The sequence below is a fragment of the Cyclobacterium sp. 10D3-21 genome (genome assembly GCF_055809755.1).
In genome coordinates, this window is record NZ_CM147924.1 from 3128163 (window position 1) to 3146707 (window position 18545).

9 protein-coding genes are annotated in these 18545 nt (G+C 40.2%); all 9 read left to right on the top strand.

What is annotated here, in order from left to right:
- The first annotated feature begins 184 nt into the window (after nucleotides 1-184).
- Nucleotides 185-3280, top strand: a complete 3096-nt coding sequence (locus tag AC0L7T_RS12520) for a SusC/RagA family TonB-linked outer membrane protein (RefSeq protein ID WP_473342978.1) — start codon at nucleotides 185-187, stop codon at nucleotides 3278-3280.
- Nucleotides 3281-3309: 29 nt separating this feature from the next.
- Nucleotides 3310-5010: a RagB/SusD family nutrient uptake outer membrane protein gene (locus AC0L7T_RS12525; RefSeq protein WP_473342980.1), complete on the top strand. Its 1701-nt coding sequence runs from the start codon at nucleotides 3310-3312 to the stop codon at nucleotides 5008-5010.
- A 260-nt stretch (nucleotides 5011-5270) separates the two neighbouring features.
- On the top strand, nucleotides 5271-6761 hold the full coding sequence (locus tag AC0L7T_RS12530) for an alkaline phosphatase D family protein (protein WP_473342981.1): 1491 nt from the start codon (nucleotides 5271-5273) through the stop codon (nucleotides 6759-6761).
- Nucleotides 6762-6846: 85 nt separating this feature from the next.
- A complete protein-coding gene (locus AC0L7T_RS12535) occupies nucleotides 6847-8376 on the top strand; it encodes an alkaline phosphatase D family protein (RefSeq protein ID WP_473342983.1) in 1530 nt (509 codons plus the stop codon).
- Nucleotides 8377-8964: 588 nt separating this feature from the next.
- Entirely contained in the window at nucleotides 8965-12033 is a 3069-nt protein-coding gene (locus AC0L7T_RS12540) for a SusC/RagA family TonB-linked outer membrane protein (RefSeq protein ID WP_473342984.1), read from the top strand.
- Nucleotides 12034-12045: 12 nt separating this feature from the next.
- Nucleotides 12046-13683, top strand: coding sequence for a RagB/SusD family nutrient uptake outer membrane protein (locus tag AC0L7T_RS12545; RefSeq protein WP_473342985.1), 1638 nt, complete (start codon nucleotides 12046-12048; stop codon nucleotides 13681-13683).
- Nucleotides 13684-13831: 148 nt separating this feature from the next.
- Nucleotides 13832-15295: an alkaline phosphatase D family protein gene (locus AC0L7T_RS12550; RefSeq protein ID WP_473342986.1), complete on the top strand. Its 1464-nt coding sequence runs from the start codon at nucleotides 13832-13834 to the stop codon at nucleotides 15293-15295.
- Between the two features lie 335 nt (nucleotides 15296-15630).
- Nucleotides 15631-17055 (top strand): sulfatase-like hydrolase/transferase, encoded by a 1425-nt coding sequence (locus tag AC0L7T_RS12555; RefSeq protein ID WP_473342987.1) that lies wholly within the window; start codon nucleotides 15631-15633, stop codon nucleotides 17053-17055.
- Nucleotides 17056-17072: 17 nt separating this feature from the next.
- Entirely contained in the window at nucleotides 17073-18542 is a 1470-nt protein-coding gene (locus AC0L7T_RS12560) for a sulfatase (RefSeq protein WP_473342988.1), read from the top strand.
- Nucleotides 18543-18545: the final 3 nt, after the last annotated feature.

Sequence of the window (18545 nt, forward strand, 5' to 3'; positions counted from 1 at the left end):
TTTTTTAAATAGGACAATTATCATAATTTTTATACATTGTCTAGAAAAATAATAACTAAATAGCAAATTATAATTGCTACAATAGTTTGTTATTTATGTACCTGGTTCTAAACTGCAAAATTTAGTTGAGTGGTTTTTTGCAAGCTGATCCATCAATTATTCAATAACCCAAAACAATAAACCCATGAGAAAAAATTTTACTCCTTACCAGCTGGTTTGGCTGGTGGCATTATCTGTATTGGCACTGTGCACCCATTTTCAAGTAAGTGCACACCCTGCCCTTTCACCAATCAAACTGAATGCAATTGATAATACTGAAAATTTCACATTGGCCAATCCAGCTAATATTAGTGGGACTGTAGTTGATCAAAACAATGCCCCTATACCTGGAGCGACAGTTATAATTGTGGGTACCAATACGGGTACTGTTACCGATATTGATGGAAAATTCAATATTACGGCTACTACCGGTGAAATTATTCGGATTTCATTTATTGGCTTCCTACCTGTGGAATTAACCATAGGAAATCAGTCGGTTTTAAATGTAGTATTGAAGGAAGATACGGCCTCACTTGAGGAAGTTGTAGTCGTAGGCTATGGAGTCCAAAAAAAATCTGACCTCACAGGATCGGTAGTTAGAGCAGATATTGAAGCTTTCCAGGAATCGCCAAACGTTTCCATCATGCAATCACTTCAAGGTTCTGTAGCAGGTTTGAACGTAGGACAGGTTAATCAGGCTGGAGGGGAGCCTGATATTCAGATTCGAGGACGAACTTCTCTTTCAGGTGAACAAAGTCCACTGGTGGTGATTGATGGTGTCATTTATAGAGGGAATATCAATGATTTAAATCCAAATGATATCAAGTCGATTGATGTACTTAAAGATGCCAGTGCCGCAGCCATTTATGGTTCCCAGGCTTCCAATGGCGTAATTATCCTAACAACTAAGAAAGGCTTGGATTTGGGAAAACCTACTATTTCCTATTCCAATAGCTTTACGCTTCAACAACCCATCAAAGAGTTTAGAACAGGGACGGCTGCAGATTATTTAAGAAAGACTGAGGAGTCCGATTTGTACAACAGCAGGACTGAAGCTTCTGGCTATTTGGAAACTAATCCAAACTGGGAACCCTCTTCCAATTTTAAAACAAGTGATGAGATTATCGCTTATAACCAGGGGCGTTCAGACAATTGGTATGGCCTAATGACCAATGACAACCCCTATATTCAAAACCATAATTTATCTCTGGCCAACTCATCTGAATATTCGAATTATTTTATTTCATTGGGCCATACTGATCAAACCGGACATTTGGTCAATGAAGGTTACAAAAGGATCAATGCAAGAATAAACCTGGAAACAAATGTTACTGATTGGTTGGCTTTTGGCCTGCAATCCTCCTTCGCCAAAAGCGATTATATGGGACCGACACCAGGATTGGGGAATCGCTATTTATCCCCATTTGCAACTGTTAGAGATGAAAACGGAGAACTGATACAGATCACAGGTGGTAATACCATCAACCCAATGGTTCAATTGGAGTCTGACTTTGTGGATAAAAGGCTTAACTTCTTTGGTAATTTTTATGCCCAAATTGACTTTCCATTTTTGGAAGGGCTGAGTTATAAAGCCAATTACCTTAACAACTATACTACTGATCAAAACAATTACTTTAGAGAATATGCCAGTAATTTTCAAGGCGGTGGTGAAAAAAGGCATCAAATAAATTACAATTGGTCCAGTGACCATATTCTTACTTATAAAAACACCTTTAATGATGTCCATAATGTATTCTTAACCCTACTGTATGGTGCAGAAAGCCGGGAATCAGAATATACACAGGCCACGTCCTTTATTTACGCCAATACTGCTTTAGGCTATAACAACCTTCAATCTGGGAGTGCTGACCAGCAGAAAACAAGTTCCGGCGCCTGGGATGAAAGCAGTTTGTACCAAATGGCCCGCCTGTTTTATGGGTATGACCATCGCTACTTGTTAACAGGGACGGTAAGAAGAGATGGCTTCTCCGGTTTTGGGACAACCAATAAATTTGGCATATTTCCATCTCTATCATTTGCCTGGGTGGCCAGTGAAGAAACTTTCATAGCCGATAATTTTAATTGGCTGAACAATTTAAAAGTAAGGGTTTCTTATGGGTCCAATGGTAACCGCACCGTGGGTCGATACCAAACATTGGCCACAGTATCAGGAGGATTTAATTATATAAAAGCAGATGGAACACCTTTATATACCCAAGCGATAGATAAATTGGCAAGTCCCAACCTTAAGTGGGAGACCACAACAGGCATCAACTTAGGTCTGGATTTCGCCATTTTGGGAAACAGGATCACAGGATCCATTGATTATTACAACAATGAAACCACTGATTTATTGTATCAGGTAGACATTCCGGGGATAAGCCGGTTTGAAACCTTTCCTGACAATCTTGGTCGAATCCATAACCAGGGGCTGGATTTAGCCATTACCACTGACAATATCAGAAACAAGGATGTTTCCTGGAAAAGTTCTTTTATATTTTCCCGAAACCGGAATGAATTGAAAGAATTATTGGGCTTTGATCTCGATGGAGATGGGATCGAAGACGATTTGGTTTCGGAAGGCTTGTTCATTGGCTATCCTTTAGATGCTATTTTCGATTATTCAATCAATGGCATTTATCAGGTCAATGATGAGATACCTGTTTATTCTGACTTAGGCGCCTATAGGGTAGTGGATATCAATGATGATGGAAACATAGATCCTTCAGACAGGAGCATCATAGGTTATACCGAACCTTCTTTCCGCTTTAGTATCGCCAATACCGTCGCTTATAAAAATTGGACATTGAGACTCTTTATCAATTCCATCCAGGGTGGAAACTCCAGGTACTTGGGTCAGGACAATATCAATAGTTGGCAAATTATTAACCAGGAAAACCATTTCAACAATGATTTTCCACTAGGGTTGGATTATTGGACACCAGAAAATCCAGATGCAACTTATGAACGCCCCAATATTAATGTATCAAGCGGTATCTCAGGGACAAGGTACCTGGCCAGAAGTTTTGTAAGGCTTCAGGATGTTTCCTTAGCCTATAATTTCCCTCGAGAATTATTGGATAGAGTTAAAATCCAGAATTTAAAGGTTTTTGTGAGTGGAAAAAACTTGTATACCCTCACCAAATGGCCAGGATGGGATCCTGAAACGGGACAGAATATTAACCGTACTGGAAGACCTGTGCTTAAGGGTTACTCTGTAGGACTTAATCTGGGATTTTAATGAAAAACCGCCTAGTAAATTGCAACACCATGAAAACGATAAAAAATAATTTCTTGACAATAGTAATGCTCCTGGTGACACTGGGATGTAATGAAGACAGCTTTCTAGAAGAAATCCCTAAGGATTTTCTTTCTCCGGAAATTGCCTATGTGACGCAAAAAGATTACGAAGCTGCAGTTTTGAACTTGTATGCACAAACGCGTAATGAATTTTTCACCAGTGATAACCAAAACAAATTCCCCGCAATAAGTTGGGATGGAACAGATATGGTTTATGCCCACAAGAATTTTGGGGTTCGGCCTGATTGGGGAGGTTCTTTACTTCTTCCCACCAATACCAACCTCGTTTATGGTGCTTTGTGGAAACCTGCGTATCAGATTATTTATGATGTAAATGTGATCATTGGCAGATCAGAAGCTCCTCAAAGTCAATTGACTGATGCCCAGAAAAAACAGGTTCAGGCTGAAGCCGCCTTTTTTAGAGGGTATATGTATAAAATGCTTGCCAATTTATATGGAGATGTGCCGATTGTATTGGAAGAAGTTACCTCGCCAAGAAGAGATTTTGTCCGTTCCAGTAGGGAAGAAGTATACCAACAAAGTGCTGCAGATCTAAAGATGGCTGCTGAAGAGCTTCCAGATGTGGATGAGGTGGATGATTCCAGGATCAATAAATTAGTTGCCTTCCATATGCTTTCTGAAGTGTATATTTCCTTGGGCAAATACCAGGAAGCAGTAAATGCTGCCTCAGAAGTAATTGATCATCCCCGAACCGCCCTTATGACCGAAAGGTTTGGTTCTATGGTGGATCACCCCACACTGGGAGGGGACGTTTATTGGGATTTGTTCAGACAAGGCAATCAAAACCGATCTACCGGAAATACCGAGGCCATTTGGGTTTTACAGTATGAATTTAATGTTCCTGGGGGAAATAATGGATTTCAATTGGAAAGAACAGTAGTACCAAGATTATGGCAAGCAAAAATAGCCAATAATGATGGGTCTGTCCATCCTTTAATACCTTATCCAAACACCTTTTATTATGGAAGAGGCTCTGGATTTATGAGTCCTTCCAGGTATATGTACGACAATATCTGGCAGAAAAGTGGTTATGATCAGGACATGAGGAATTCCGAATTCAACATTGTTCGAGATTTTATTGTCAATAACCCAAGTTCAGATCACAACGGCAAATGGGTTTTCAAAGACAACGTTCCAATAGCCCTAAGTTCGGTTAATGATACGACCAGAAATTTCTTCCCTGTATTTGCCAAAGCATCTGTCGTCGGACAACATCCTACAGAGCTTTACCATAACGATCAGACCGTTCCTGGCTCACTTACCAATTCCGCTCAGAGAACTTTCAGAGACAGGTATGTCATCCGGTTGGCAGAAACCTACCTCCTAAGGGCGGAGGCTTATTTGGGCATGAACAATCAAGAGAAAGCTGCTGAAGACATCAATACCATCAGAAATAGAGCGCAGGCGCCTGAGGTAAATGCTGCTGATGTGGACATCAATTATTTGTTGGATGAGCGATTAAGAGAATTGCATTATGAATCCTTTCGCTTGTTAACCCTTACCCGATTAGGGAAATTGGTGGAATGGACCAAAGCACATAATCCATGGGTAGGAGAATTGTACCAAAGCCACAACAACTTGTGGCCCATACCATTCAATGAAATTGAAAAAAATATTGAAGCTGATTTAGGTCAAAACCCTGGCTATTAAGATTTCAAATATCCCCCCTGATTAAGCACCAACCATGGTTTGCTTAATCAGGGTTTTATTTATACCAGGGAATTTGAATAAAATGAAAGCTATGGATTTATTTAAACCCGGATTATGTAATAGGATTTCCCGTGTTTATGGGAAGTGATGTAATCGCAATAAAATCAGGCTGTTTGAAGCGATTTCAGCACGTAATAGATTTTCTATTGCATATTTCGGGTTAAACAATCATTTTAAAATGATATTAATAAAATGGTACAATGAAAATAAAGCAAAATAAAAGGAGGTCTTTTTTTGGGAAATTTGGCGTCATGCTTTTTACCTTTTTTATAGGAAAAGTAAAGCCTTTGGTTTCAAAGAATCATTTTGAACCATCCAAAATTGTACCGGCAAGACTAAATAAAATTTATTTTCCCAATGGCTTCAAAGTGACGGAAGTTTCCCAAACAGAAGCCTTTGTATGGACGCGCCTGTGCTCCAGCGAAAAACCCCATCCCATTGTTCATCAAAAAGCCAAAACAAAACCTAAAGCAAACAATTTCTATCCGGTGGATTTTGATGAAAACCAACCGGTTAAAAGCATGGACGGAGCAGTGGAAGGGGCAAAAGGGAAGGTTAGAGTTAGCTATAAAGCTAATGGAGAAAAGGGTGTTTCTAATTGGGAAATGGCTGAACCTTCGGATGACTTTACGGTACAAATTCCGCTTACAAAACTTAAGCCAGGTACAAAATACCATTTTCAATTGGAGGGGATAACGTCGGAAAGTAGCAATAAAACAATGGTAAAAGGTGAATTTAAAACCGCTTACGATGCAGCGCACGTTTCACCTGTAAATTTAACCACTTCCACCTGTCAGTATTTCTGGAATTACGACGATGAAAAACGCGGTTTCAAAACCTATGATGCCATGCGAAAGTTGAAACCAGATTTTTTCGTGCATACTGGAGATTATGTGTATTATGACAGAATAGGTCCATTGGCTACCGATATAGAAAAAGCCAGACACAAGTGGCATGCTATGGATGGCTGGGCCTCTATTAAGGAATTCTATCAACAAGTCCCGATCTATATGTTGAAGGATGATCATGACCTTTTAAAAGACGATGTTTATCCGGATTCCAGTCCATTGGGAGCCTTTACTGTAGAACAGGGCTTGAAAGTTTGGCGGGAAAATGTACCCTTAAAAGACAAGCCCTACCGAACCATTAGGTGGGGAAAAGATTTACAGATTTGGCTCGTGGAAGGAAGAGAGTTCCGAAGTCCTAAAGAACTACAAGCGGGAAGCCCTAGAACCATTTGGGGGGAAGAGCAGAAGAAATGGTTTACCGAAACCATGGAGGCTTCTGATGCCACTTTCAAAATATTGTTTTCTCCTACACCTGTAGTAGGGCCGGACAGGGAGAAAAAAAGAGACAATCATGCCAATAAACTGTTTGAAGAAGAAGGCAATTGGTTAAGACAGTTTTTGTCTGGTGAAAAAGGTGTTTTTGTAGTCAATGGCGACAGACATTGGCAATATTATTCCATAGATAATGAAACGGGATTGAGGGAATTTGGTGCAGGGCCTGTATCAGATGCCCAGTCTGGAGGATGGTCTCAGGATGATAAACGAACCGAACATCAGTTTTTGAGAGTAAATGGTGGTTTTTTAGGGATCAAAGTATTCCGCAACGGCGCTGTGCCCAAAATCGATTTCAGGCATTATGATGTAAAAGGAAATATAGTGAATCAAGAACTATTTGAAAGTTGATGTTTAGGAATGACAAGGAATGCCTCCTTTTTAATCTGTGAAATTGCAATGGGAATAAAAAAATTATTAAATATTAGATCAAGGTATGAACGTAAAATATTATTTATCCAATCAATATCGGGATGTAAATTACCCGCCAAAAACATTCAATTATTGTTTGGTGGTTTTCCTGTTTGGGTTGACTTTCCAGATCAGTGCTCAGGATTTTGGTGAACAAGGTCACCCAATGAACAAGAGTACAGATAGCCGGGAGATTTTGAAATATTGGGGCACCACTCCAGAAATTGAAAAAAAACTTTACGAATCAGCTTTTCAAATTTTATCGGCCAATAAAAATGCTTCCTATGCTGATTTAATGAAATCTCCCTCATTTAAAGACCTGGTTATTCAAGAGGAACGTGGAATTCTTGCCGGGCCAATGCTTGGCCAAGTTAAATCCAATGGAGCTTCGGTTTGGGTAAGGACTTTAGAACCGGCAAAAGTAGAAGTGTGGATACAAAAGGAAGATGGAAATTTAATCTATGGCCCGGTATTTACCGAAGAAAAAACAGAGTTATCAGCAGTTGTAAAAATCGATGATTTGGAACCTTCTACAAATTATGCTTACAAAATCATTGTAAACGGCATAACCATTTCGCCAACCGTTGATCAATCCATTATGACATTGGCAGAAGACAACCAGAATGAAGAAGTGAAAATAGCATTCGGGTCATGTCCTCATCGTTGGGGTTTGGGAAACCATACCTTATTAGAACAAATTCAGGACAGGGGAAATCAAGCCATGCTATTATTGGGCGACATTGCAGTTCAGGATCGGGATGATCATTTAGGGCTACACAGAGCGGATTATTTGTTGAGGGACTTTTTGCCAGCATGGAAAAACTTTGCCTCAAAAACGCCAGTTTATGCGAATTGGGATGACCATGATTATTTTGGCAATGATAAGGCTGGTATACCTCAAGGTTTTACAGAATTAGACCGTGAAGGAGTAAGGGACGTTTTCCAGCATTCCTGGGTCAATGCTTCCTACGGAGAGGGACCCACCAAAGAAGGGATTTTTACAAGAGACAGAATAGGTCCCTTTGATATAATCATGACGGACAACAGGTTCTACAGAACTGGGGAAAAAGGATCCTTTTTAGGCAGAAGTCAAATGGATTGGCTGAAGGATCAATTACTGGATTGTAAAGGACCATTTATTATTCTTTCCTGTGGCTCAATGTGGAGTGATTATGTGTCCAATGGAAAAGACTCTTGGGGTGTAAATGATCCGGAAGGTAGAGAAGAGATTTTTAGGTTTATAGAAGAAAATAAAATCAGTGGAGTGCTTTTAATTTCAGGAGACAGACATGGTGCTCGTGGATTTACTATCCCAAGGAAATCTAATTTTGGATTTTTTGAATTTGAAGCTGCAAGTTTGGGAGCAAGAGTAGGACCTCCTGCAAAAGATCCATCTTGGGATACCCAATTGTATGGAATCGACGGGAAATTTGCATTTGGTGAGTTTACTTATCTACCATCCAAAAAAGATCCGGCTGTAGTGTTCCGACTAGTAAGTGAAGAGGGGCATTCAATTTTTGAAAAAACGATTAAGAAGAGTGAATTAACCCCATAGAAAATCCTCCCATAAATGCAATCATCCGGTTTAAATGAGCTTAAATCGGATGATTTCTCCCTTTTAATCCTTAAATATTTGACCCAGATTCACGAGGGGCCAATTACAAGTTTCTAGGTGGGGATTGTTTTTTTCCATTTAAAAATTGAGGATAGGCCAAGAAATGTCAGGAAATAGTATTGCATAATTCCATCTAACTCTTTTTAGGAACATATATAGAATCAATAGCCATGGGCTTTAATCCATGAATTTGAGAAATATTTTATAAATGGTTTTGGCGGTATTGTTGCTTTTTTTCTGCAACAATACCGCCAAAATCTCTTAGGTTAGCATCATTACCTCATATTTTTTCCGATACCTTCCAATCCGGGTTTAACAATTTTTTTTACCGTTTGTATTCTTATAGAAAAAACAATTATCCTAATTTTTATATATTGTAGAGCTAAAAAATTTGGATGTCCAACTAAATATTGCATCCTGAAGTGAAATCTCACATTCAGGTCTACAGTATTTTCCTTTTCAGAAAATGCACATTATTTAGTTTATAGCAACCAAAGCGTAAATACAATAACCTTAATCAATAAACCCATGAGAAAAAAGTTTACTAACTATCAGCTGGTTTGGCTGCTGGTATTTTCTGTGTTGGCACTAAGCAATCAAATGCAGGTAAATGCACATACAGTAAAAGCTGCTGTCAATCCTCCTTTTGAAATTGAGACCATCAATTTCGAAAATTCGCTTCCTGTTCCAATTAATGGAATCGTTGTAGATCAGAATAATTTACCCATCCCCGGCGCCACAGTTATTGTTGTGGGGACCACTATCGGTACGGTGACGGATATTGATGGGAAATTCAATATTGATGCTATTCCAGAACAAGTCATTAGGGTCTCCTTCATTGGCTTTCAGTCTGCTGAAGTTACAGTAGGCAACCAAACCGTTTTAAATATTACTTTGCAGGAAGACACCTCTTCTCTGGAAGAGGTTGTTGTTGTGGGCTATGGTACCCAGCGTAAAAGTGACCTGACAGGAGCCATATCTTCTGTTACAAGCAAAGACCTTAAGGAAACCCCAGCAGGCAATTTCCTGGAGCAGTCACAGGGCAGATTAGCAGGTGTTGATATCGTTAGAGCAAATGGCTCTCCCGGATCGCCTGTTCAAATCAGGATCCGTGGAAACCGTTCCATCAACGCCAGCAATGAGCCACTTTATGTCATTGATGGAATCCCTACCAATGCAAACATCAATGATTTTAACCCCAATGATATAGAATCAATGGAGGTTTTAAAAGATGCCAGTTCGGTAGCCATTTATGGTTCCAGAGGGGCCAATGGTGTTGTTTTAATTACAACCAAAAGGGGTAAAACAGGTAAAGCGGTAATTAGCTATGATGGCTATTATGGGGTGAAGCAGCCTATTGAAAACCTTAACCTTATGGATGGAAATGCTTTTGCTGCTTATTCCAGGATTTCCAGAGGGCACGATGGAGAGGACTCCTCCTTCGACAGTAATTTTCTTGCGCCTCTGGAAATAGAAAACCTTCAAGCCGGTAGATTTACAAATTGGCTCGATTTGGCATTGCAGACTGGTAGCCAGCAAGACCACCAGGTTTCTGTCAGTGGAGGAACCGATAAGATCAATTATTATGTTTCTGGTTCTTTTTTTAAAGAAGACGGATACATCCCTGGAACTGATTTTGAAAGAACAGCTATTCGGGTAAACCTTGAGTCTAAGCTTACTGACAAACTTAAATTGGGAGTAAGTGCTACTGTTAGTTTAAGTGAAAGAAATCAAATGGCAAGCGCCCCATTTTCCAATGCTATCGGTTACTCACCTTTGGTGGGGCCTAATGACAGTGATGGTAATTTTCTGGCCTTTCCCAATCCACGTGAAGGCTTGCTTGCCAACCCTTTGCTAAACTATCAACCTTATCAGTACATTGATGAGACAAGAGGACACAGAATTTTTGCCAATCTTTATGCCGAATACCAATTCAATGAAAATTTGAAACTCAGGGTAAATTATGGACCTGACTTTAACTTATCAAGAAGAGGCACATATGGTGGGATGTTGGATGGAAATATTAACCAAGGGTCCATCAACAACCAAATGGATTTTGCCTATACGCAGGAAAACATCCTTTCTTATGATAAAATCTTTGGGAAACATGCCCTTAACCTTGTGGGGCTGTTTTCAGTGCAATCTAGTAGGTTTGAAACTTCCTCCCTTTCGGGGCAGGACATACCTATTGAAAAGTCATTGTTTTATGACTTAGGTAGCTCTTCTACTATCACAGGTATAGGTAGTTCTTTAGGTGAATGGGGACTTACCTCCTATATGGGAAGGGCCAATTATCGATTCGATGATAAATTTCTTTTTACACTTACGGGTAGGGCAGATGGTTCCTCAAGATTAGCAGAAGGCAATAAATGGGCATTTTTCCCAGCCTTTTCAGCTGGATACATTTTGTCTGAGGAAGAAGTAATGCAGGACTCTAAAATTTCCTTTTTAAAGGTTAGAGGGGGATATGGTGAAGTGGGCAATACCGCCATTTCTGCTTACCAGACACTAGGAGGATTGGAAAGGACAACTTATCTGTTTGGATCTACTGCTGCTTTTGGTTATGCAAATAACCTTATTCCCAACCCCGATTTAAAGTGGGAGATTTCTAAAACCCTCAATTTGGGGGTTGATTATGGCCTTTTCCAGGACCGAATCAACGGTAGCTTAGAATACTATATTACCAATACCAGCAATTTACTGCTGAACAGGTTATTGCCCATAACTTCAGGTTACAATTCTGTACTTCAAAACATAGGCAGTACTAGAAATTCTGGTTGGGAGCTGTCTGTAAATGCCAATATTATCAACCGACCAGCAGGTTTAAAGTGGGATGTTAACATGAATGTATTTTCCAATAAAGAGCAAATCACAGAGCTGTTTGATGGAGAAAGCGATGATGTGGGTAACAGCTGGTTTATAGGTGAACCCATAAATGTTTTCTACAGCTTTGAACAAGGTGGGATTTGGCAAACAAATGAGGCTGACCTTGCAGCAGACAAGGGGCAGCAGCCAGGTGATATCCGTATCAATGATGTGAATGGTAGAGGAGCTGATGGCGAACTTAACAAGCAGCCTGATGGAAATATCAATTCGGATGACAGAAAAGTTTTGGGATCAACCGTCCCAAGTTGGTCAGGAGGATTGACCAATAGAATTAGCTTTAAAGGTTTTGACTTATCGGTATTGGTTCATGCGCGTATGGGGCAAATGCTCAACAGTGGTTACCATAACCTTGGAGGAAACAATTGGCAAGGCAGGTACAATGCCATCACCATGGATTACTGGACGGAAGACAATCCTTCCAACTCAATTCCAAAACCCAATGCAGGAGAGGCTCCTTTGTATTCAGATGCGGTACGCTATTTTGATGGATCCTATGTGAAAATCAGAAACATAGCTTTGGGTTATAATATTAACGCAGGCCTGATTCAGAAGTTAGGTTTAACCTCTGCCAGAATCTACTCTACTGTTAACAATGCATTTATCTTCTCTCCATATTCTACAGTGGATCCGGAAACTTCCAATGGAAGTGTAGGTGGAGGAAGCCCTCTTACTACGGCTTCTTATATTTTTGGAATTAATTTGAAATTTTAACCTGTCGAAAACATGAAATGCTATAATATAATTATTTGTTTCGTACTGGGCCTTTTATTAAGTGCATGTAGCGAAATTTTAACGGAAGACCCTGTGAGTTTGGCCACGTCTGATGGCTATTATGTGACTGAAAGAGGAATTGAGGATGGCCTCAAGGCATCTTATACCACGCTCAGGGATTTTTACGGCCAACAAAATGGCTTTTTCCTGACCGTAACAGGAACCGATATCTTTACCAATGGTTTTGGTGGAATTGCCAATAATCCTGATATTAACAATTATTCTTCTAACTTTCTTGGGACCAATTCTACGGTAACCAATATATGGAATGCTTTGTACGTAGGCGTAAACCAATGCAATACTGTGGTCAGTAAAATCCCTGATGTTATCGGTATTTCGGAAACCCGTAGAAAAGAAGTTGAGGCTGAAGCAAGATTTCTTCGTGCACTCTATTATTTTCATTTGGTGCAGCAGTGGGGCGATGTTCACTTTTCACTTGATGAAACCAAAGGAGTGGAGACAGAAGTAAACAAAACACCAGCGACTACTATTTATAATAATGGGATTCTCCCTGACCTTGAATTTGCAGTAGCCAATTTACCTACAAGTTCACCAGATGCTGGGCGGGCATTTAAAGGGGCTGCAGAGGCAATACTTGCCAGGGTCCAATTGACATTGGGCAATTGGGAAGCGGCAGAAGATCTGGCCGCTAATGTAATTAATAACTATGATTTTGAGTTGATTACACCCTATGCTGACCTTTGGGACATCAACAATGACACCAATAAGGAATTTATTTGGACAGTACAGTTTACCGATGACCCTATCTTAAATGGCCCAGGGAATTCAGGTCACTTGTATTTTATATTTGACTATACTTTCAACCCCGCAATGGTGAGAGATACAGAAAATGGCCGGCCTTTTCAGCGGTTTTTACCGACAAATTATTTGTTTAGCCTTTATGATAGGGATGTAGATGCACGTTGGAATGGTTCTTTTAAAACCGTTTGGTATGCAAACATTCCCGGTGAGATAAATGGACATCAGGTAAATCCTGGTGATACAGCGATACATATTGTAATGGAACCTGTTGCAGATGAAGTGAAACAAGCTGCTCCTTACTGGATTATTGATTACAAAGGGAATTGGATCGGTGATGTAAATGCTTATCAGGAAATTGGCACCAATCAGCGCAGAAATTATCCATCCTTGTTAAAATTTCTGGACCCCTTACGTCCGAGTACGAATGAAACAGCAGGACGTCGGGATTTTCCAGTTGTGAGGCTTGCTGAAATGTACTTGATCGCCAGTGAGGCGGCTTGGCGCCAAGGAGATGCGAATGCAGCAGCTACTTATATGAATGTATTGAGGTCACGTGCTGCAATCCCTGGAAAGGAAGCCCAGATGCAGGTGGATGCAGCTGATATTGACCTGGATTTTATTTTGGAAGAAAGGGCCAGAGAATTGGTAGGAGAGAAGCATCGCTGGTACGATTTAAAAAGAACTGGTACCTTATTGGAAAGGGTTAAAGAATACAACCTGGATGCAAGTCCCAACATTAAGGAAATGCACCTGGTAAGACCCATACCTCAGACCCAGATAGATAGAGCGAGTAATCCTGCAGAGTTCAAACAAAACCCTGGTTATTAAAAATTAAAAAATTAAATAGCCTACCGATTTACTTCGGGGGCTATTTTCCTTTTTAAGAATTTAAGCTAAATTTAGTTCAGGTTGTGCCATTGGATTTGTAGTATGCAGTCTAAGGACATCCAAACCCATTAATCAAATAAAAAATAAGATGAACTTAAATAACAGGAGAAAGTTTTTTAAAAAGGTCATTGCAGGGCTGGTGTCTTTTTCAATAGTTCCCAAGATTTCCTTAAAAGCCAATTCTTTTACCATTAAAATGGATTCCGAAGGGCCCTATTTTACCAATGGATTTAAGATTGCTGAAGTGGATACCAAGACATCGATGCTTTGGACAAGACTTTGCGCTCAGGCAGAACCAAACCCTGTTAGGCATGAACGAATTGAAAAAGTGTTCAGGCATCCTATTGATTTTGATGAAAATCAGGAGGTAAATAAAATGGATGGGGCTGTCGCTGGAGCTGAGGGAATGGTAAGGGCAATAGTGAAAGATAAAAGAGGGCGTATTGTTTTCACTTCTGACTGGAAGAATGCCACCGCAGAGAATGATTTTATAGCTCAAATCCCGATTAAGGGCCTCAAACCTGGTCATGCTTATCAAATTGAATTGGAAGCAAAAAATTCAGCATCAAGTGAAGTAAAATATGAGAATGGTACTTTTTCCACTGCCCCAGGGAAGAATGACAAAGTTCCAGTGCTATTAACCACTTCTACCTGTCAGTATTTCTGGAGTTTTGATGACAAAAAAAGGGGTTTTCATACTTATGACAGTATGGCCAAGCTTAATCCTGACTTTTTTGTACATACAGGTGATTATATCTATTATGACAAACCAGGACCTTTGGCGAAAAACTTTGAAAAGGCACGTCATAAATGGCATGCGATGAACGGCTGGCCATCCTTGAGAGATTTTTTCAAGAAAGTCCCTATTTACATGATCAAGGACGATCACGATGTGTTGAAGGACGATGCCTATCTCGGGAAAGGACCCTATGGAGATTTAACTTTTCAGGATGGTGTTAAGCTTTGGTATGAAAATGTTCCAATCGAAGATAAACCCTATAGAACAGTTCGATGGGGAAAAGACCTGCAATTTTGGATGGTGGAAGGCAGAGAATACAGGTCACCAAATGACATGGAGGATGGCAGTGAAAAAAGTATTTGGGGCAAGGAGCAAATAGATTGGTTTACCAAATCTGTGGATCAATCAGATGCCACCTTCAAACTTCTTTTTACGGCTACCCCTATAGTCGGTCCGGATAGAGAGAAAAAGAAAGACAACCATTCCAACAGTAACTTTAGCAATGAAGGAGATTGGTTGAGAGGTTATCTTTCCAGCCAGAAAAACATGTTTGTAGTAAATGGAGACAGGCACTGGCAATACGTTTCTAAAGATGCTGAAACGGGACTGATGGAGTTCGGATCAGGCCCGGTGAGTGATTACCATGTGCAGGGTTGGGATAAAGGAGACGTTCGCCCAGAGCACCAATACCTTAATTTGATAGGAGGCTTTTTGTCTATTCACGTAGACAGGGAATCAGGTGAACCAAAAATCAGTTTCAAACATAGAGATGTTTTTGGAAAGGAAATGCATGAAGAATTTTTTGTTGGATAAAGGGGGTTTTAAAAAAATACTGAGTAAAGCAAACTGTTAAAAGTTTGGCTATTGATAATAACTGGGTTGGTCATTTACAATATGGATACACATTATTCCCTGCCATGGAATCAATCAATGGCCTTAAATAAAATAGGCTTGTGGAATAAATGAAATTTGATTAATATCGAAATGATAGAAGCTATCAGTACGACAGAAAGTTATAATCAATCAGCTAGAATCTTTAATGAAATATTGAGGTTTCAACCAATTTGAGATCAGACCAGTTTTGTTTTCATCACTCATTCTAATTGTATCATCAAGACCAAGCCTTATTTTAATCATCGAACAATCCCATGACAAAATTCTTGAAATCCTTCAAAGGAATTGCGCTCCTTATTATTTGTGCTAACCTCATTGTTATTCCCTCCTTTGGAAGGCAAAAAAACAACACCCAGGCACCTCCTAATATTTTGATCATTACCGTTGACAATGTAGGCTATGGGGATTTTAGTTTCATGAATGAGGCGTCACCAATATTGACACCTAACTTGAATAAATTGGCCAAGCAAGGGGCTATTTTGACTGATTTCTATACCGGTTCTCCTACATGTACAGCCTCTAGAGCTAGTTTGCTTACTGGAAGAATACCTCAAAGAAACAAATTGGATTACCAACTTGGTGGTTTGGCTGGAAATTATGGAATAGGGCTTCCTCAAACAGAAATCATTATTCCAAGAGTATTAAAAAGCAGTCCTCATGGTTATGCAACTGGGGCCTTTGGGAAATGGAACATTGGCTTTGCTCCAGGCTCAAGGCCAACTGAAAGAGGTTTTGATGAATTTTTGGGAATTGCGTCCGGAAATGTAGATCATTTTTCTCATGTATATGCGGGAAGACATGACCTTTACCACAACACTACCTCCATCAACAGACATGGTGAATACAGTACGGATCTATTTGCCAATGCTGCCATTGATTTTATTAATGAGAAAACGGACGAAAAGAAACCATGGATGGTTTACCTTCCATTTGATGCGCCGCATCATCCTGGAGATAGAAATATTGAACCCGGGGAAGAGAACATATGGAAAGCGCCTGATTATGCTTTTAAACCTTATGGCCTAAAACCCGATGAGAAAGACCCTAAAAAAAGATTCAATGCCATTGTCACTGCCATAGACATGGCCGTAGGTAGAGTGATGAATTCACTGGAAGAACTTGGAATAGCGGACAATACCTTTGTGTTTTTCTATTCGGATAATGGTGCTTTTTACCCTTACTTAGACATACAATCCAACGCACCTTTGAATGGAGCAGGAGTGACCCTATGGGAAGGTGGAATCCGAGTACCTGCATTGGTTAGATGGCCAGGAAAAGTCAAAGCCAATTCTACCATCAACACCCGGCTATGGTCTTTGGACCTGTTGCTTGCGGCTGCAGACCTCGCAGAGGCTGAGTTGCCACAAGACAGGTATTATGATGGAAAAAACCCCTTACCTGTTTTTAAAGGTGAGACGACTCATTCTCCCCATGCCTCAATGTTTTTTAAATACAAGGGACAAGAGGCTTTGATCTGGGGGGATTATAAAATTTTTAGAGAGACTAACCAAGAACCCTGGAAGTTGTTCAACCTAAGTGAAGACATTTCAGAATCCAATGACCTGGCCGAAAAGAGACCGGATCTGGTTAAAAAGTTGGAGGAACCTTTTAAATTAACTGAAGAAGAGATAAAAAGTGACTTAGAACGGGAAAAAGCCAACCTCTTGATGGCCCACTAAAAAAATAAATTGAAATTATGAATACCCTAAATAAACTTATCCTAGTAGTTGGCAGCTGTTTTATTGGTGTTTTGGTTCCAATGTCAACTTTCGCTCAGCAATCAAAGAAACCCAATATTCTTTTTATTATTTCTGATGACCTTACGACCACAGCAGTTTCATCTTATGAAAATGCAGCTGGTTATACGCCTAATATTGACCAATTGGCCAATGAAGGGACCAGATTTACTCGCGCTTATTGTCAGTATCCAGTTTGTGGTCCGTCCAGGGCGTCGATGATGTCAGGGTATTATCCCCATGCTACCGGCACCTTTGGCTATATCAGTGGGAGGGAGAATATTGGGCCTGATAAGAAGATGTGGCCTCAGTTGTTCAAGGAGAATGGATGGTTTACTGCAAGGGTAAGTAAGATTTTCCATATGGGAGTTCCTATAGACATCGAGAAAGGTTCCAATGGTACTGATGATGAAGATTCCTGGAACGAAAGGTATAACAGTCAGGGCCCGGAATGGACAGCAGATGGGGAAGCGGAATTGGTGCAAAACAATCCCTTTGGTTTATTACCAAGAAAAGGAGGGAATGTGATGACTATCGTGAAGGCAGACGGGGATGATTTGGTACATTCCGATGGTAAAACAGCAGAAAAAGCTTCTGCCATGATTCGAGCCCACAAAGACAAGCCATTCTTCTTGGCCGTTGGCTTGGTTAGACCTCATGTGCCATTTGTTGCTCCAAAACCTTATTTCGACAGGTTTCCTTATGAGCAAGTCGTCCTTCCACCAAAAGTAAAAGGTGATTGGGATGATATTCCTGCCCGTGGTATTAATTATGTCACCACGCTCAATGCAAAAATGACGGAAGAACAGCAGAAAAAAGCCATAGCGGCTTATTATGCTTCTGTCAGCTATATGGATGCCCAGGTGGGCAAGATTTTGGAGACTTTAAAGGAAGAAGGGCTTGAAGACAATACCATCGTAATCTTCACTTCCGATCATGGATTCCATTTGGGTGAACATGATTTTTGGATGAAAGTGAGTTTAAAAGAAGAGTCCGTGAGGGTTCCTTTGATCGTGAAAATACCGGGTAAGAAAGCCCAGGTTTCTGATAGTTTTGTGGAATTAATTGACCTGTATCCAACAATTGCCGAATTGGCAGGAGTGAAGGTAGAAGATGCCATTCAAGGGATTAGTTTTGTACCTACTTTGGAGGACCCAACCATAAAAACCAGAGACATGGCTTTTTCAGTCAATAGATGGAGAGGAAAGCATGCCTTTCTTTTGAGAAATGACAAATGGGCCTTTACACTTTACAATGAAGATGGAAGCGATGGCATTGAGTTATTCGATATGGAACATGATCCCAAACAATACAATAATCTCGCCGATTTCCCTGCTTACCAGGATATTGTTGCCCAACTCAAGGGGGAGGTCGAAAAGAAGTTAGTGGCCATCAGAAACAATGATTTGCCGGAAAAGGAAGTACAATAAAAT